The organism is Variovorax sp. AC103 (genome assembly GCF_979254005.1).
Genome location: NZ_CEEDFC010000012.1, coordinates 155,761 through 172,214 on the forward strand (window position 1 = coordinate 155,761; position 16,454 = coordinate 172,214).

A 16,454-nucleotide genomic window follows, 5' to 3' on the forward strand; every position below is an offset into this window, starting at 1 on the left:
AGCCTCCTTGTGCCCGGCGCCGTGGCATCCCCGGCCCAGGACGGCAGGCGGAACTTGTCCAGCGACATGCGCTGGCGGCCGTGCGCATCGAAGTTCCCGGGCGCGAGCCAGCGCTCGAAGGCGGTGCGCAGTGCGGGCCACTCGCTCGCGAGGATCGAGAACCAGGCGGTGTCGCGCGTGCGCCCCTTGTAGACCACCGCCTGCCGGAACCTGCCCTCGTACTGGAAGCCCAGCCGCAGTGCGGCGCGCTTGGAGGGCTCGTTGAAGTCGTCGCACTTCCATTCGTAGCGGCGGTAGCCCAGCGCGTCGAACGACAGCTTCATCAGCAGGTACTGCGCCTCGGTGGACAGGGGCGTCTGCTTGAGGAGCGGCGAGAAATTGACGCTGCCCACTTCGATCACCCCATGGGTCGGGTCGATGCGCATCAGCGCCAGCGTGCCGACGGCACGGCCGCTCTGCTTGTCTACGACGGCGAAGTGCATCGGGTCGGTGCTCTGCGCGGCACGCTGCGCGTAGGCCCGGGTGCTTTCCAGGTCGGCGGGCCGCTCCACGCCCAGGTAGGTCCAGTCGCGGCCGTCGGGCGCCTGCGCATAGGCGGCATGGAGGTCGTCGGCGTGCCTGGCCGCGTCGAGCGGCTCCAGCGTGCAGAAGCGGCCCTCGACGTTCTGGCGCGGCGGCAGGGCGCGCGGCGTCCAATCGGGCACGTCGGGGCCGATGGACTGGCCGAATTCGTTGTGGCGGGCTGGCATGCGGGTGTCTTTCGGAAAAAATGGAAGCGGCGGGGCCGGAGCACGTAAAGTACCCGCAGCGTGGCTCCAACGAAAGTGCCACGAACGATTGATTTCATGGTGCCACGCCCTTCCCTCTCCTCTTCCCCATCTTCCCCCTCTGTTTCTGCCACGGCGCTGCTCGAAGCCTCCCTGCTGAAAGACCGCGACGCCGGCTCGATGCAGCGCCAGTTGCACGAGCGCCTCAAGCGCGCCATCCTCGACGGCAGCCTGGCCCCCGGCAGCCGCCTGCCCGGCTCGCGCGCGCTGGCCGAAGCGCTCCCGTGGGAACAATAAGTTGATGACACTTTGAGCAATATGTTGACGACAAAGTGACAATAAGTGCCCGACATTCCCGGAAGTCAGCTCAATAAGCTAGCAACACAACCCAGCTGCACACTCGCACATAAACTTAGTGACAGACACGACCAAGCTGTACAAAAAATTAGCGACACACATGCATGGACGTCGGCTTGAGTGCATGCAAAATTTGTGTGATCGGCCGAATTGATTCACGAGGTGCAACCGTTGCACGCTTGGCTGAGTTGGACGCGCGCTGACGCAGCGTTTGAGGTCGGGTCAGCACCACAATAAAGCGGTCAAAGCCAACTTCTTCTTTCTTCGAGCTGCATTCAGCCGACGACGAGACTGCGAGGATCCTCGTCGTCACCATGCCGTCTGGTCACACTCGGGCGGTCGACCCGAGGCGCTGGCACGTCAAAATCTTCGTCTTCAAAGTGAAAGCGCTGCGCATACGCCGCTGCGCCGAGCGCCCTCTCCACAGCCATGCGAATCTCTCGCGGCGTTTTCCAGGCAAGACGGCAAACCTGCAGATTGCTCGGCCGCCCGAATCTCGCGCGCAACTGCTCTTGCGGCAGCATTCGTCCCAACGTGGACTCAAAGATGCTGTGGGCAAGCGTCAACCGACCCTCGATGTCGGGCTCCTCAATGAAGAATTCGAGAAAACGCGAGCGAAGCGGTGCGCTGATGGACTTGGCGTCGTTGGCTGTGGCCACATAGGCGACGTAGCTGGCATCGAACTCGAAATCGACGCTCACATCCCTCACCTTCGCCGCGGTGACCGGCTCCAGCAACGACAGCAGCGCATCCACAGGCCGATGGCTGCCGCCAGAGTGAGCGCCCTTGTCCAGCTCATCAAGCAGCACGACAGGATTTGCACTCTTCCCCAAGACAACCAGTTGCCAAAGCGCGCCAGCCGCGGATGTAGACCAATGCCGGTCTGTTCCTCTGAGGGTCGCGTTGGTCTGCGGGCTATCGAAGGCTTGGCGATGGATGGGCGTTTGCAGGACCTTCGCCAGACGCTGCGTGAAGTATGTCTTGCCCACCCCAGGAGAACCGAGCAGCAAAATCGGTTGCAGCACTGTCGGTTGGCCTGACAGCTCGGCAAGTGCCAAGGAGCTCTGGACATTCTGGACGACCTGGGCAAAGTTTGGCATTTCCGTCGCCAGCAGCTGCAATTCCTCGCGCCACCCCAAGGGTCGTGAAGCCGATCTCCAAGGTCCGTTGGCCATCGCTTGCGCAAAATGGCGCAGGTCGCGGGCAACGGCATCCTTGTCTGTGACCGCCGGCCTGTTCTTCAAGGCATCGAAGCGCTCCTGGGCTGCATTCCAATCAAACACGCAGACCGTATCGGGTGGCTGCGGCGGTAGCTCCTTGGGGACTTGGAGCGCTTGCGCAGCCTGAATCGGTGTCTGCGAGCGGGTTAAAGCGCTTGAACTCGCGGTGGGATTTGAGGAAGAGGCACCGTTCAGGCGCGCCTGCTCTGCCAGCTTGGCTGCTGCATATTGCTCCTCTCGTCGGCGTTTTATTTCTAGTGCCTGAAGTCTCAGCCGCTCTGCGAGCTCATCCTGGAGCTGCTCCAGCAGTTCCAATGGCACCAGGATTGGGAACTCCCGGTCGCCACTGGCGCCATACAGCCCAAAACCCACCGGCTCCTGCTCGTTCGATTGAATGCTCATTGTTCTGGCTGACAACGCCACGTAGGCGTCAGTGCAGGCATAGTCACCCTGCCCTGCCGCTTAGAACTTGTCCAGCGCTCGCTGGATGCTCTGCGTCACCGCGCTGAACATGGGAAGACTGAGCCGTTCATAGAAACGCACGGTGGTGCCCAACTTGGCGTCCTGAAGGACCTCGCCGATACGCCGGCCGCCATGGCACAGCGTCGCGGTCTCCGGCTTCGGGTTGAATCTGCGGTACCTCGGAGCAGCACGCCCCTCGATCAGGGCCTCGTAGATCTCGGCAGAACTCATCTGCGGGCAGGCGCTCAGTCGAGCTCGCACCTGATCGATTGCCGCCACCATGCCGTGTTGTTCGACCAGGTCGCTCAGCGGCTTGGCCCAACGTGTCTGCAGTTCGGTTGGAGAAGCAAAAATGCTGACGATTTCCTGCGGGAGTCTCGCCAACGCGATCGTGCGGCTGACGGTTGCCGGGTCGCAACCCACCTTGTCTGCGAGTTGCCGCATGGACGGGAACAGCCCCTGGTCAAGCGCGCGCGCGCGTACACCACACCCTGCTCCCATGGGGAAAGATTCTCCCGCTGCCGGTTCTCGCGGTCCATCTCGGCAAAGAGCTGGGCATCGCCTAAGTCCTCAATCATTGCGAGGACAGGCAACCCGAGTTCAAGGCATGCGCGGTGCCGACGATGGCCATAGACGATCTCATAGTGCGTCACGGGTGCCCTGCCCTCGGCTTCTGCATCCGTTGCCCCGCTCAACGCCGTGGGGGTCGCCGACGATGAGGCGAAGCGTCTGACCTTGATCGGCTGAATGTTGCCGCCAGCCGAGCGAATCTCCTCCTTCAGGGCCAAATAGCGCGGTGTCTCGAACGCGCTTGCGTGGCGATTCGCCCAAGCGGAAGGATGCACGCAGCTTGCCTCAAGGCAGCGAACGGGCAGCGCGCCATCCAGCGCAATTTCCTCGTTCATGTGCCTGTCCCAAAAGCGCTGAGTCTGATCAGGCAAATCGATCATCAACTTCACGACGGCGCCGCGCGCACGAGGAGCAGAGGCCCCTGCTTCGCTGTCTTGCAAAGACTCGTTCAGTGCCTGCGCCATATCCCGAACCCGTTTGCCCATCTGCTTCCTCTGTTGTGAGGCGCCGAAGCCACTGCGTCGACACCCAAGCTCTGGCGAGCTCGCTTCAAAAAATGCTAGCAAATAAACAATCTGCCGGGTCGTGAATTTCGCGCTGAGCGAAATCGAAGCGCCTGGCGTGGGTCTTTGGCGCCTTGCCCAGAGCGGCGCTCCCACTGTCGAGCGCTTCCGAACGCCGCCCCTTCAGCCACACGCCAGCGACCTGAACGCAGGCTACGGCACGCCCCTTAATGCGACTTTCGCATATCCGATATCCGAATTGAGCCTACGAGCCACAAGGAAGTGGTTCATGCAAAAGACAATCTACAGCCGCGAAAACCGGCTCTTGCTCAAACTGTTGAAGGAATTGAGGACGGCGCGAGGGCTCACCCAGGCTGAGCTCGCCAAACGCACCAAGATGCTGCAAAGCGACATCTCAAAGGTCGAAACGGGCGTGCGACGGGTGGATTTTGTCGAGCTCAGGCATTGGCTGATCGCGCTGGACCTGGATATGCCGGCCTTCGTGGCAGAGTTCGAATCTCGTCTTCCCATCGCGCTGCCGTCACGACGCTCGTAAATCCTATCGACCGGGAGGCGTCGGCACATTGCACCGGCAAGAATGGCGCCCAGTCCATCGAAATGGCGTCGGCCCAGCACCGGCAGCACGTGATGAAGGGCCACGATCAGTGACAGATCAGGGCGGTCCCGATGTCGCCCGAGTTCTGCCCGTACGTGTATCCCTTGTTCCATTCGCTCATGCTGACCGGCGTGCGCTGGTCGAATCTTGCCGCGGCGCGCTGGGACGAGAATGACCTTGCGACAGCTTGTGAGTGATTCCGAAAGACGAGAGCAAGGCGGGTCACGAACTGGGTCTGTATTTTTGCGCGGAGGCCGTATAGCTTCTCAGGGGGGCAAACGATCAGGACGCGTGGGGCCTTCCCTGCCTCGAATGAGGCCGCGTGCGGGCACCTAGTTGACGCCCGCTGTCCTGGAATGCGGTACTGAAACTGGCCAGAGCCACGGGACGATTTAGACCACATCACCTCCCCCGCAGGTTCAGTTCGACCCTTTGTAACAGGGGCACCTTCGCCGCCCGCGTGGAAGATGCTCGGCCATGGCAGCGTCGCCACCACCGAGAAGCACTCGGGGTTCACAGCGAGGAGCCCTCGAAAAAGTCACCGGAGCGCGTCAAGGGCGGGGCCGATTGCGCCCTTTAGTGTCCTGTGTCATAAATCTTTACCAACAACGAGGAGCGAGACATGGCTTTGATTTCGAGCGCTGACCTTCAGTACAAGGACTACCGTTGGACTGCAATCAGCAGCAACGACGACCCAAGAGTGACCGGGAAGCCCGACTCCACGCTGCTCAATCGGCACGAGGGCTACGAGGTACTTCACTTCTTGAACCGCTTATCCAAGGACAAAGCGGGCGCGCTCAAGGGCGAACGTCTGATCAGAAACCACCTTCCAGGAGAAGTACGCAGCCACGCCAACGTTCTGAAGTGGCTGATCGACAACTGGACCCGCTACAACTAGTCGTTGAACACGCGCAGCTGTGCCGGTGAAGGTCGGCAAGCAGATTCTTCGGGTCGACCTCCTGGCGCAGATTCCTCGATCTCCATGTTCAGCGCCGTGTGATCGGCGTGTGTGCAGGTCCAGCCAAGAGCAAGCTCCCACGCTGAACCTGGAAATCGACACTTGCCTGAGACCTTAAGCAGCTCAGTCGCCCTTCGAATCTGGCGCCAGACGCCTTTGCAAGGACTGAACCAGTTCGTTTGAAATTCGCTCGCGCTCGGCTGCACGCAGTTCGGCCGCATCAAGCGCGGCAATGTTCCTAGCGTTGGCCGATTCGAGTTCTCGACGAAGCTCGGCCTCTGCGGCTCGGCTTTTGCTGAGCGCGGTGCGCTCTACAACCAGTGCGGCGGCGAAAGTTTCTTCGAGATCGATCCGCTCGCGCTGGGCCTTAAGCAAGTCGGCCAAAGCCGACTGGGCCGCCGAGCGCTCCCGCTCGACCTCACGCAACAGACTCTGTTCACGGTCGGAAAAACGAGTCTGGGCTTCGCTGGTGGCCGATTCGGCGTCCTCACGCGTTTGCTCAAGTGAGCGACTTAGCGCACTTTGCACAGTCTCAGCCTCGGCCAGCCTGAGGTCGAGCTGGTCGACCTCGCGCTTACTATCATGACGCAGCCGCACAGCCTCCTCAAGTTGGCCCCGCAGGGCTGCGAGCGCGAGATGTGCCGATGCCAGCGCGTTCTCGAGACCGCCGCGAGCATGCTCGAAATCTGCTCGCTCCAGGTGCAGTTTCACACGCTGGTACTCTTGCAGGGACGAAGGTTTGTCCCTCACCTCGCTCTCGCGTCGTGGTTCGTCCAAGAGCGCGCTGTTCACGCCAACCGCCTCGCCTTTGAACTCCCTGCGCGCCTCGCCTTGGGCAACATCCCACAGCTTCATAGCAAGGTTGGCAACGCTGAGAGGCACTCGCGTATCCAGGGCCCGTGACGCCACCTTGGCCACGGTGGCTTGCAGTTCGATGGTGCTGGCGTCACCGACTCGCAACTGCGCCGGCTGCTTGACCAGGCGCTTCCCCAGCGTGGCAAGCCAATGATTGAGTTTGGGGCCAATGGTGTTAGGGGATCCGCTGCCCAAGGTTTCCCTGATGCGTGCGATGGTCGGCTGCACGCCTTGAGCAATCCACCCGTCGGCAGCGCGACACACGTCCTCCATTTGAACGCCGCGCGGTCCAGGACGGCTCACAGTATCCCTGGGCTGCGCTTCAGCTCCGCGGTCCGCGAGCGCATCGGTGCTTTCAGAAGGCGTCGGTGGCGGCATGCCGGCCAGGCGGGTGCCAAGAGCTGCCACCCAGCGATCGAGCATGGGACCCATGGTGTTGGGCGAACCGCCTCCCAGCGCCTTGCGGAGGCGATCGATGGTCGGCCATTGACCGCTAACCAGCAAGTGGTCGGCAGCGTCCCAGAATTCCGACTCGCGCAAGGGCGCGCGTTTTCTTCGCGGCGGCTGCGGTTCGCGCTGACGAGAAAGGCTCGGCAATTGCTCCGCTGAAACCCCTGGAGGCGGCCCGACTAAGCGGGATCCCAGCGAGGCAAACCACATGTCAATGAGGCGGTTGGTATAGGTCAGCGAACCTCCGTCGAGCTTGTGGCTCAGGGTTTTCGGCGAGGGAAACTCCCCCGCAAGCGCCATAGCTTCAACGACTTCGAGATGTTTGCGCTCCAGCGAATCAGGCTTTTCACGTTCACTGACAGCTGCTCCCTGCTCCAGCACCTGTGCTTCCGGCGCGCTCGCTGATGCGGGCAGCCCGCTTTTCAAGCGAGGCCCAACGCTCTTCGGCCACTGCGGGCCACATCTCGTTCATTTTTTCTCCTGTTGCTCATTTTTGGCCTGCGGTCCACGCTGACTGCTCACCCCCGACCGCTGGGTCCGGCGAAAACCTATTTAATGATGCTTTCTTATCTTTTTAAGAGTAATATAAGTCATAAATTCAACCGACGGGGACTATAACCATGCTTATAAGACCTGCACTTCCAATTTGGAGCCAGTCGTGACCATTTTGAGTAAATCCATCCCCCGTTACCAAGCGGGCGGCGGGAAACGGCCCAGGGGCCGACCCGGGGTGCAGATCGACGATGTCACTCGCGCGGCGGATGCGCTGATTGCCCAGGGCCTCAAACCAACCATCGAAAGGGTGCGTCGCGAACTTGGCGGTGGTTCGCCCAATACGGTGAGCGCACTGCTCGACGAGTGGTTTGCAGGCCTTGCACAGCGGCTCATCGGCCTACAGGCTTCTGACACGCAACCAAGCGAAGGCACCGCCCCGGTTTCGGTCGTGCAGGCCGCCCAACAGTTCTGGGACGTTGCGCGTCGCGAAGCAGAGCAGGCTCAGGCGCAGAAGTCGGAGGCCGCGCGCCAGGAAATCAAGCAGGCGAACGAGGCACTGGCCAAGCGAGAAAGCGAACTGCGCGAATGGGACGCCACCCTGGAACGGACCCGCGCCAAGATTGACGAGTCGCTAGCCTCGACGAAACAGGCCATGGCCAGCTTGGAAGCCAACATCGCCCTGCGCGAACGCGAGTGCGAGCGCCGGATCAACGAGTCAGACGGCGAGGTGCGGCGTGTAAGAAAAGCCTTGGAGACGGTGCAAGCTAGCGTCCAGGCATTGCGTGAAAAGGCCGAGCTCGAAATCGTGACGCTGCAGCGCGATCGAGACAAGGCACTGGAGCGCCACATCGGTCAGGAGCGCCGACTGCTCACAGAGATTGACCGCGAACGTGGCTTGACCCGGCATGCCCAGGTGGAGCTTGAGAAGGCGAACAAGGCAAGAGCTGCGGAGCAGGAAGCAACGAAGGCGACCCAAGTCGCGCTGCTCGAGCTCGAGTCAACGCACCGAAGCGCGGAGGCTGATTGGGCACGGCGACACCACGCGAGCAGCCTTGAACTGGCCGAACAGCGCGAGCGCGCGAACATGGCTGAACTACGCGTAGCCGATTTGGCTGAGCACCTGCATCGGCAGCAAGAACAGTCCGAAAGGGAAATTGCACAGATGCGTGAGAACCTTTCGGTTGCCTCCGCATTGCTGCAGCGCAAGCAGCGGGCAGTTGCGACGAAAACTGCTGTCTGACTCTCACTGGCACCAGACCGACGGCGTCCGGACTCTCGACACGCGCATCATATGCTTCGTGATAGCCTGAAGCTTCTCTGCGGACAGCTTGGCCGCCCTGCTAAAACTGGGTGAACATAGGGCACTAAGATTCGCGCCGCGTAGGGCGTCCATCAGGCGGACGACACGTTGCCGACCTCGATCTGATCGCTTCAAGCATCCGTGAAGAGGAAATGTGCGCGCTGCTGTCCGCATGCGGCGTGGCCCCCGTGCGCAACCAGCGCGGCTTGGAGCTTGATCTTCGCTTTGATATGGTCCAAGAGTCGCTTGTCGCCGAACTAGCGGATGCGGGGGAAGCTGCCGATCGGGATTCCGACGACACGCCGCGATACCTCTATGAGTTTCCGATGTTCGGACGGCTGGAGGTTCAGCTGCCGGAAGGCTTCATCGATGTGTCATGGCACAAGAACACCTGCCCATCCTTCGAATTGCCGAGCGCTGATAAACGGCGGAGGGGCCTTTGCTCACGCTGTTCATCGACTACAAGGACCAGGACCAGCGCGAATGCGACGACGCCCCGCGCTTCTTCCTGTACGCCGGCAGCGACTTGGAGAACCGGTTGGTGGCCACCGAAGACTGGTCGCAGGTGCAACAGTGCATCGCCGCGAAGCGTGCGGAGCTGGGCATGCCACTGCCCGCTTCCGCCTCGCCGAACGCACCCGTTCGGAATTGACGGCCGTATCGCTCAACAAGGGGTGGCGTGTGTGCCACCCCTTTCGGCGCGAGCCTTATCCCCTGAAGGTGAGGCGCTTCGCGCAGTTGCAGCAGTCTCGCTTCGCGATGTTGGCCGGCCCTGCGGGCCGGGCGCCATAGCGCCCACCGTCTCGCGCCCCACTCGGCGGCGCCCTTCTTTGACCCCAGCTACGAAAATAGGAATGCCGCCATGTTGAGCGCTTGCCCCCTGAATTTGTCAAAATCACCAGTCCGGGCGCGCGTGCGCCTCAAATGGAGAATTGCAATGAAGTGGACCCAAGAGCAGGGAATCGCGTTTGAAACTGCGCGCGAGTGCATCACGGCGCTCATGGCAATTTTCACTGCTGATCTGGTTCAGGCAGAGGCCGAACACGGTCCTGATTCCAGGCAAGCCCTCGCAATCAACGCCGAGATCACCACTCTCTTCAAGGAGCGATCGGCGCTGACGCCTACCGACGTAGAGGGCGTCGCGCGCACTCTCGCCGCCTACGCTCCCTTGGTTCGTGAAGGTCTGGCCGAGCGTCGCAACAAGCAACTGCTGGCTGCCTGATCGGTGGAACTCGACCGCCAGAAGCACTGCCTCCCTGAAGCAGACCACCAGAGAATTTTCGAGCGTTCCATCCTCCCACGGCTCTTTGCTGATGCCGCGCGCGTGGACGATCCTGTTGTCGTGCTGTTTGGCGGCCAGCCTGGCTCCGGCAAGAGCGCTGCCATCGCCGACGCGCTCTCGGTGATCAAGGCGCACGGCGGCGGCGTGGAAATCATCGGCGATGACCTGCGCAGCTTTCATCCAAAATACGAGACTCTTCTCGCTTTAGACGATCAAACGGCCGCGTTCTATACGGACCTCGACGCGGGGCGTTGGGTCGAGAAGGCCACGTTCCGCACAGGGGGGGTGCCGTGCGAATCCTGCTAATCGAAAATGACCCCTTTCTGTTAGTAAGCGTTCAGAACGCTCTAACAGCGCTGGGCTATCCCATCGACCTTGCGTTTGACGGCTTGGAAGGTCGGTACTTGGCGACTGAGGGTGATTACTCTCTGGTGCTGCTGGACGTTGCCCTTGCGGGCCCCGATCTGGCTGTCTTACAGGCCATCCGACGGATCAAGCAAACACCTGTGCTGATGCTCACCACGCGTGACAAGGTCGAAGATCGCCTCAAAGGCTTGCAGCTAGGCGCGAACGACTACCTTGCCATGCCGTTTTCTGAACTAGCGCTGCAAGTACGCGTGCAGGCACTTTTGCAGCGACGTACGCCGCAGGAGACCAGTCGGCTAGGACTCGCCAACCTCGAGGTTGACATCCTGCGCCGCCAAGTCGCGCGCCAAGGGGTCTCGATCAAACTTTCGCCCAACGAATTTGACCTACTTGCAGAACTCTTGCAGCGTGCAGGCAAACCGGTCTCTCGGGAGATCCTGGAACAGCGTGTTTGGCACACAAGCTTGGACAATGAATCCAACACCTTGGAAGTTACGGTTCGCCGGTTGCGAAAGAGACTGGATGATCCGTTTGACACGAAACTGCTGCACACAGTGCGAGGGGTCGGTTACATGCTTGCCGATCCTGAGGGATAGCGGGCGTTCTGGGCTGCGGAACGGCCGCCCGATCAGCGCGGCGTGCGGTCCTCGATTGGGGGCCTTCTTACGTCGAGTGGCCACGGTGATCAGGATTGGCGTGAGACCTTCCGCACCAGAAAGGCCGATGCCGAGAAAAGACCTTTCCAGGTAGCTGGGTGGCGTTGCTGGCCCGCGGGGTTGGAAACGATCAGACTGCGGTGTTTCGCGGTAATGCTGCAGTGGACGTGGCCGACGAGCCGCACCGCGCTCAGAGCGGGTCCCAGCGCGAGGTCGTGCTGAGCGAACGAAAGATGGGCGCCGCGTTGTCGGGCGAGATGCCAAAGAGTCCCATGTCGGACAAGGGCCCCAGAGTTGCTTCGATTTCCGGATCCCAGGTCAGCATTGCCATGGACCACTGCGGAAAAGCGCGTGCGGCAACGAAACGAGTCTCAAGGACCGACAGACCGCAATGTCGCTGATCTTCAATGATGGCAGCCATGACGTGGTGAATGGCTGCCTCGTCACCCTCAAGATATTGCATATAGGCACCCCGGAGATGGCATAGTGCGCCGGTGATCCCCACCGCATAGTTCTTGCGCCGGGAAGTTAGCAGGATGTCGGTGATGTCCGACCCTGAAGGATTCTTTGACACGCTCCGGTAGATTAGTCGGATCAGCATTAACAAATTGTCGGTGAGGGCCAAGTTCAGAGAGCGCTTGCATACTGCCGGAGGATTCGCATGACGCCTTCGTTAGAACGACGCTCACGAATACGCACTGCGTCGCCGACCGGGCGCCCGCCCAGCCATACGCGCCCTCGTCTGGCCCGATGGCCAGGGCGGCCCTAGCGGCGCTACCTCACTGACGTCGCGGCGCGCCAGGCGAGTCCACCCCCTCCGTCAGCTTGGCGCAGGAGCCGCAAATCGAATTCGTCCGCAGGCTTTGACTCCAGGTTACTGACCCGCAGCGCTGACGACTCAGCGCCGTGTGGTCCGGCAGAGTGCTGCCTGAATTCTTGACGGTGCCAGCAGTGTAATGAGGGATGGGCCCCGAGAGCTTCTCCTTAGGATAACTCGTTTCGCAAAGGGCAGCAGGGTTGGAAAAAAGCTACCGACTAAAAACTTAGGCAATACAAAAGAACGCAATTAGTAGGTTGAGAGCGCGACTTTCAGCTAGGAGCTCAGCTTGCTGCCACAGGCGCCAGCGGGGACTGGGTGCGGGTGCGGGTGCGGGTGCGGGTGCGGGTGCGGGTGCGCTTCGAAGGGGAACTTAAAACAATTCCATTTCCCCTCACGATCTAATACTTGTGAAGAGTTCCTTATCAGTTGAGATGCGGCCGAGCAAAATTTGCTGAAAACGTGGTTTACGCCCGTTCTAATTCAAGTCTTGTTCGAGTGCTCTTCGGCCGAGCGGAGTAATGCTGACCACCAGCACTGCTCCCCGCGGTTCGGTGTCGCCTTCCTGTCCGTTGTAAACCAACCCGGCTTCTAGAAAGCCCGCGGCAGCCAAGATTTGAATTTTTTGTGTGCGAGCAGAATCTTCCAGGCCCCAAGATGCCGACACCTCAGGAGTTCGCCCAGTCGGCAGCGCAGTCCGACGGCTACGAAATGGCCGCGGCTCAAGACGCCCTGGCCCAGAGCCGCAGCCCCCAGGTGCGCACGTTCGCGGCGCAGATGCTTGCCGATCACGCACGTATCGAGCAGGCCCTGCGCGATGCGGCGGTGGCCTCTGGACTGGCACCGCCGCAGCCGCATGTGGGTGGTGACCAAATGCGCTTCCTTGCGAGTCTGCAAAGCTTGCGCGGCTCCGATTTCGACCGCGAATACGCCCGTCAGCAGGTGCTGGCACACACAAGCGCTTTGACCACGATGCGAGGCTACGCGGCGAATGGTTCCGACCCGAATTTGCGCCGCGCGGCGGCCTTCGTCGTCCCAATCGTCGAGCGACACCTGCTGTCGGCGCGCCAGATGAAGGATGTCCTCGGCGGAGGCTAATGATCTACGTGGCGCCGGTTGGCTCTCAGGAGTTGAGTAGCTCGGCGACCTCATAGGCACTCAAGCCGCGGACGGCCGCTACACGCTCTAACTGCGCGGCACCGGGGCGCGCCTTGCCTTGCTCCCAGTGATAGATGGTCTGGCCCGAAACCCCCACCAACTGCCCGTAGCTGGCGGCCGAAAGGCTCACCTTCGCACGGTGTGCAGCCAGTCTGGCAGCGCTGAATCGGCGTTTGCTTGCGTCTGCGTTTTCAGGGGCGTCGGCGGTCGTGCCGCGAGCCGATCCCTTCGCCACGCGGCGCAGCTCCTTCTCAAGGGCGGCCACCTGACGGCGCAGCTCGGCTATGGCGGAGCGGTAGGACGTCGAAGCCTTCTTTAGCGTTTCGATCTCAATGCGAGCTTCCTTGCGAGCGACCCGGGAAATTTCACTTTTTAGGAGGGATGCGATGTTTGGCATGGCCGCGTTGTGCCGCCCAGCAATCCGCGGTCGCTGGTCTACGCGATAGCAGCGCCGTATGAGCCGGCGTTTGCCTCCAAAGCCAACCTGCGGCTTGTTTTCGTCCGTGGCCGGGTCAATGATGTCCGCCGAGGGCGGGGACGCCCATAGCGTCACATGTAAGCCGACTTGCTAGGCAGAGCAGCCGAACCTACAGAGCCATCCTCCCGTTTTCCCCTGTCGCACATTCGTAGGCGCTTGTAAGGGCATTCGCACCACGCCAAGCCCTTTGCATCGCGCACGGAAGAAACGCTAGAGGCCTCGCCGAATCCGTTTCCGAAGAAACCTTGCGTCTCCGGCCTACAGATCGCCGATCCGAGGGCGTGCATTGTGAACTTTTTTGGGGGACATTCCCATGTCGGACAACACTAACCAAACCGGACTCGACCGCAAACTCATTTCGCTCAGAGAGGACTATGAAGTCCGGGACTGGACAAAGAGTCTGGGTTGCACGCCGGACGAGCTGCGTGAAGCCGTGAAAGCGGTCGGCAACTCGGCCGAAAAGGTCCGCGAGTACTTGGCGAAAAAGAAGTAGTCGGCGGGCGTCATGCCGAAGGCCGATGCGCTGTCCGTTTACAAAGCGAAGCGCAATTTCGCCGTTACTGCCGAACCTGCAGAGGGCGGTCTGGCTAACCCTGACGCGCTGTCGTTCGTGATCCAGAAGCATGCCGCCTCTCGGCTGCACTACGACTTCCGCCTCGAGCTGGATGGCGTCATGTTGTCCTGGGCTGTGCCCAAAGGCCCCAGCTTCGACCCGAAGGAAAAACGGATGGCCATCCACGTGGAGGACCATCCGATTTCCTATTCCTCCTTCGAGGGCACCATTCCACCGAAGCAGTACGGCGCCGGCACAGTGATCGTCTGGGACAACGGCACTTGGGAGCCGGTCGGCGATCCACGCAAGGGTCTAGCCGCCGGAAAGCTGGTGTTCAGGTTGCGGGGCCAGAAGCTGGAAGGGCTGTGGGAGCTTGTGAAGATTGCCAAGGGTGGGGAGCGGCAGGAACCGTGGATCCTTTTTAAGAAGAAAGACGAATTCGCGCGGCCGCACTCGGAGTACGACGTGGTCACCGCCCTACCCGACAGCGTGATTTCCAAGCCTTTGAAAAAGGCTGCAGCAGCGCCTGCAGCGGCGGGGAAGCGAAAGACTGCCAAGCCTGCAGATCCGCTGGCCAGCGCGCGCAAAGCTGATCTACCCGCCAAGATCGGGCCCCAACTCGCCACGCTGGCCGCCGGCGTCCCGTCGACGGGAGACTGGCTGTACGAGATCAAGTTTGACGGATACAGGCTCATGGCTCGCATCGAAGAGGGCAAGGTGGCTCTCATCACCCGCGGTGGGCATGATTGGGCGCCCAAGATGCCAGGCCTCGTCGCCGAGCTCGGTGAGCTCGGCCTGAACTCGGCCTACCTGGACGGTGAAATCGTGGTGCTCGGCGCCAATGGCGCGCCGGACTTCAATGCCCTGCAAAACGCTTTCGACCGGCGCAAGGGCGCCGAGCAGATCGTGTACTTCGTCTTCGACGCGCCATTTTTCGAAGGGGCTGACCTCCGGGAAGTGCCGCTGAAGGAGCGTCGCGCGCTGCTGCGCGATTTCTTCGAAGAGCGCGCTTCTGAGCACGTGCGTTTCAGCGCTGATTTCCCGGCCGACCCAGCTTCGATTCTGAAGTCCGCGTGCCAGATGCAGCTGGAAGGTGTCATCGCCAAACGGGCCGACGCGCCGTATGTGTCGCGGCGCAGCGAGACCTGGCTGAAGCTGAAATGCAAGCTCCGTCAGGAATTCGTCGTGTGCGGGTATACGGACCGGACGGACAACAGCGCGCAAATTGGAAGCTTGCTGCTTGGCATTCATGACGATCAAGGCAACCTCGTCCCCGCGGGCAGTGTCGGGACCGGCTGGAGCGGCGACGAAGCGGCTGAATTCAAGCGGAAGCTCCTACCGCTGGCTGTCGACGGATCACCATTCGACAAGGGCACCTCGAAGCCGGGTCGATGGTCCAAGCGCAAGGTCGGGAGCGAGCAGTGGGTGAAGCCGGTCATCTTGGCGGAGGTATCGTTTGCCGAGTGGACCCCTGATGGTCAGGTCAGGCATGCATCCTTCATCGGGCTGCGCGACGATAAGCCGGCAAAGGCCATCGTGAGAGAGCAACCCAAGGTGATTGGCGCGCCAGCTGGCGCGAGTGCCCCTGGCAACAGGGCGGGGTCCCGCACCAGTGCAAGCGATGGCGGGAGAACTATCAAAGTAAGTCACGGCGAGCGGGTGATCGACGCCACCACTGGTGTGACCAAGCTCGACTTGGTGCGGTATTACGAATCGGTTGCCGATTTCATCCTGCCTCACCTGAAAGGCCGCCCCTGCTCGCTAGTGCGCGGGCCTGCGGGCGTCACGGGGCAACTGTTCTTCCAGAAGCACGGTGAAAAAATCGGCATTCCCGGCATCACCGAGTTGCCGGAAGCCCTTTGGCCTGGGCATACGTCGCTGCTCGAGGTGGGCAACGCAAAGGCGCTGGTCGGCGCGGCGCAGATGAACGTGATCGAGTTCCACACGTGGAATTCGACGGCCAAGGCCATCGATAAGCCGGACCGGATGATTTTTGATCTTGATCCCGGCGAGGGGACGACCTGGGAGCACATCCAGGAGGCGGCGACGCTCATGCGAACGATGCTTAGGGCCCTCGGCCTGGAATCCTGGCTGAAGACAAGCGGTGGCAAGGGGCTGCATGTCGTCGTGCCCCTGGCCCCCCGCTACGACTACGACACGGTAAAGGGTTTTTCTCAAGCCATCGTCCAGCACATGGCTCGGACGATTCCCATGCGGTTCGTGGCCAAGAGCGGCCCGAGCAACCGAATCGGCAAGCTTTTTATCGACTACCTGCGAAATGGCCACGGCGCGACCACGGCCGCGGCGTTCTCCGCACGCGCGCGGCCGGGCCTGGGAGTGTCGATGCCTGTGAGTTGGGACGACCTTCCCAAGCTGAAGAGCGGCGCACAGTGGACCGTGCGCACCGCGCGCGAGCACCTGTCTTTCCAAACCTCGGACCCGTGGGTCGGTTATTGGAAGACGCGCCAGCCGCTGGCAGAGGCAATGAAGCTGTTGCGGTACAAGCGGTGATTGGCAGCCGGATGCCAAGAGGACGCTATGCCATTGGACAGCCTCGGAGTTCGCCAGCGTTCGCGTCGAAAGTCAGCGTC

15 protein-coding genes and 2 pseudogenes are annotated in these 16,454 nt (G+C 61.4%); 11 read left to right on the forward strand and 6 right to left on the reverse strand.

Annotated elements, in window-relative coordinates:
• Window positions 1-281 precede the first annotated feature (281 nt).
• A pseudogene (locus AC0IYU_RS18900) lies at window positions 282-749 on the reverse strand (GNAT family N-acetyltransferase); the annotation flags it as partial.
• Window positions 750-845: 96 nt separating this feature from the next.
• Here AC0IYU_RS18900 and AC0IYU_RS18905 point away from each other — a divergent pair.
• A pseudogene (locus AC0IYU_RS18905) lies at window positions 846-1,049 on the forward strand (PLP-dependent aminotransferase family protein); the annotation flags it as partial.
• 350 nt (window positions 1,050-1,399) lie between these two features.
• Here the strand turns inward: AC0IYU_RS18905 and AC0IYU_RS18910 are convergent.
• Window positions 1,400-2,746 (reverse strand): AAA family ATPase, encoded by a 1,347-nt coding sequence (locus AC0IYU_RS18910; RefSeq protein WP_472120027.1) that lies wholly within the window; start codon window positions 2,744-2,746, stop codon window positions 1,400-1,402.
• A 60-nt stretch (window positions 2,747-2,806) separates the two neighbouring features.
• On the reverse strand, window positions 2,807-3,250 hold the full coding sequence (locus AC0IYU_RS18915) for a hypothetical protein (protein ID WP_472120029.1): 444 nt from the start codon (window positions 3,248-3,250) through the stop codon (window positions 2,807-2,809).
• 918 nt (window positions 3,251-4,168) lie between these two features.
• On the opposite strand from AC0IYU_RS18915, the gene AC0IYU_RS18920 reads away from it, so the two are divergent.
• Together AC0IYU_RS18920 and AC0IYU_RS18925 are read left to right on the forward strand one after the other, a co-directional pair.
• Entirely contained in the window at window positions 4,169-4,435 is a 267-nt protein-coding gene (locus AC0IYU_RS18920) for a helix-turn-helix domain-containing protein (protein WP_472120031.1), read from the forward strand.
• Between the two features lie 682 nt (window positions 4,436-5,117).
• Complete coding sequence (locus AC0IYU_RS18925) at window positions 5,118-5,393, forward strand: hypothetical protein (protein ID WP_472120033.1); 276 nt, start codon at window positions 5,118-5,120, stop codon at window positions 5,391-5,393.
• A gap of 183 nt (window positions 5,394-5,576) precedes the next feature.
• On the opposite strand, the gene AC0IYU_RS18930 is transcribed toward AC0IYU_RS18925, so the two are convergent.
• Entirely contained in the window at window positions 5,577-7,184 is a 1,608-nt protein-coding gene (locus AC0IYU_RS18930; RefSeq protein WP_472120035.1) for a DNA-binding protein, read from the reverse strand.
• A 304-nt stretch (window positions 7,185-7,488) separates the two neighbouring features.
• On the opposite strand from AC0IYU_RS18930, the gene AC0IYU_RS18935 reads away from it, so the two are divergent.
• From AC0IYU_RS18935 to AC0IYU_RS18955, 5 genes are all read left to right on the forward strand, one after another.
• Window positions 7,489-8,493: a DNA-binding protein gene (locus tag AC0IYU_RS18935; RefSeq protein WP_472120037.1), complete on the forward strand. Its 1,005-nt coding sequence runs from the start codon at window positions 7,489-7,491 to the stop codon at window positions 8,491-8,493.
• 499 nt (window positions 8,494-8,992) lie between these two features.
• A complete protein-coding gene (locus tag AC0IYU_RS18940; protein ID WP_472120039.1) occupies window positions 8,993-9,205 on the forward strand; it encodes a hypothetical protein in 213 nt (70 codons plus the stop codon).
• 285 nt (window positions 9,206-9,490) lie between these two features.
• Complete coding sequence (locus AC0IYU_RS18945; protein ID WP_472120041.1) at window positions 9,491-9,775, forward strand: hypothetical protein; 285 nt, start codon at window positions 9,491-9,493, stop codon at window positions 9,773-9,775.
• 3 nt (window positions 9,776-9,778) lie between these two features.
• Window positions 9,779-10,141, forward strand: coding sequence for a zeta toxin family protein (locus tag AC0IYU_RS18950; RefSeq protein ID WP_472120043.1), 363 nt, complete (start codon window positions 9,779-9,781; stop codon window positions 10,139-10,141).
• Window positions 10,126-10,797, forward strand: a complete 672-nt coding sequence (locus AC0IYU_RS18955; RefSeq protein ID WP_472120045.1) for a winged helix-turn-helix domain-containing protein — start codon at window positions 10,126-10,128, stop codon at window positions 10,795-10,797. The genes AC0IYU_RS18950 and AC0IYU_RS18955 overlap by 16 nt, the downstream gene beginning before the upstream one ends.
• 250 nt (window positions 10,798-11,047) lie before the next feature.
• Here AC0IYU_RS18955 and AC0IYU_RS18960 read toward each other — a convergent pair whose 3' ends face one another.
• Window positions 11,048-11,482: a BLUF domain-containing protein gene (locus AC0IYU_RS18960; RefSeq protein WP_472120047.1), complete on the reverse strand. Its 435-nt coding sequence runs from the start codon at window positions 11,480-11,482 to the stop codon at window positions 11,048-11,050.
• An 849-nt stretch (window positions 11,483-12,331) separates the two neighbouring features.
• On the opposite strand from AC0IYU_RS18960, the gene AC0IYU_RS18965 reads away from it, so the two are divergent.
• Entirely contained in the window at window positions 12,332-12,772 is a 441-nt protein-coding gene (locus tag AC0IYU_RS18965; protein ID WP_472120049.1) for a DUF4142 domain-containing protein, read from the forward strand.
• A 25-nt stretch (window positions 12,773-12,797) separates the two neighbouring features.
• Here the strand turns inward: AC0IYU_RS18965 and AC0IYU_RS18970 are convergent, their stop codons facing one another.
• On the reverse strand, window positions 12,798-13,229 hold the full coding sequence (locus AC0IYU_RS18970; RefSeq protein ID WP_472120051.1) for a helix-turn-helix domain-containing protein: 432 nt from the start codon (window positions 13,227-13,229) through the stop codon (window positions 12,798-12,800).
• Between the two features lie 394 nt (window positions 13,230-13,623).
• Here AC0IYU_RS18970 and AC0IYU_RS18975 point away from each other — a divergent pair, with 394 nt between their 5' ends.
• Window positions 13,624-13,803 carry a DUF3606 domain-containing protein gene (locus AC0IYU_RS18975; protein WP_472120053.1) on the forward strand — a complete coding sequence of 60 codons (180 nt, stop codon included), beginning with the start codon at window positions 13,624-13,626 and terminating at the stop codon, window positions 13,801-13,803.
• Window positions 13,804-13,815: 12 nt separating this feature from the next.
• A complete protein-coding gene (gene ligD / locus AC0IYU_RS18980) occupies window positions 13,816-16,374 on the forward strand; it encodes a DNA ligase D (protein WP_472120055.1) in 2,559 nt (852 codons plus the stop codon).
• Window positions 16,375-16,454: the final 80 nt, after the last annotated feature.

What these genes read in the sequence shown, in the direction of transcription:
- AC0IYU_RS18945 (WP_472120041.1), top strand. Translation starts at nt 9,491, where the DNA reads ATGAAGTGGACCCAAGAGCAGGGAATCGCGTTTGAAACTGCGCGCGAG.
- AC0IYU_RS18965 (WP_472120049.1), top strand. Translation starts at nt 12,332, where the DNA reads ATGCCGACACCTCAGGAGTTCGCCCAGTCGGCAGCGCAGTCCGACGGC.
- AC0IYU_RS18910 (WP_472120027.1), bottom strand. Translation starts at nt 2,746, where the DNA reads ATGAGCATTCAATCGAACGAGCAGGAGCCGGTGGGTTTTGGGCTGTAT.
- AC0IYU_RS18970 (WP_472120051.1), bottom strand. Translation starts at nt 13,229, where the DNA reads ATGCCAAACATCGCATCCCTCCTAAAAAGTGAAATTTCCCGGGTCGCT.
- AC0IYU_RS18975 (WP_472120053.1), top strand. Translation starts at nt 13,624, where the DNA reads ATGTCGGACAACACTAACCAAACCGGACTCGACCGCAAACTCATTTCG.
- AC0IYU_RS18915 (WP_472120029.1), bottom strand. Translation starts at nt 3,250, where the DNA reads ATGCGGCAACTCGCAGACAAGGTGGGTTGCGACCCGGCAACCGTCAGC.
- AC0IYU_RS18920 (WP_472120031.1), top strand. Translation starts at nt 4,169, where the DNA reads ATGCAAAAGACAATCTACAGCCGCGAAAACCGGCTCTTGCTCAAACTG.
- ligD (WP_472120055.1), top strand. Translation starts at nt 13,816, where the DNA reads ATGCCGAAGGCCGATGCGCTGTCCGTTTACAAAGCGAAGCGCAATTTC.
- AC0IYU_RS18925 (WP_472120033.1), top strand. Translation starts at nt 5,118, where the DNA reads ATGGCTTTGATTTCGAGCGCTGACCTTCAGTACAAGGACTACCGTTGG.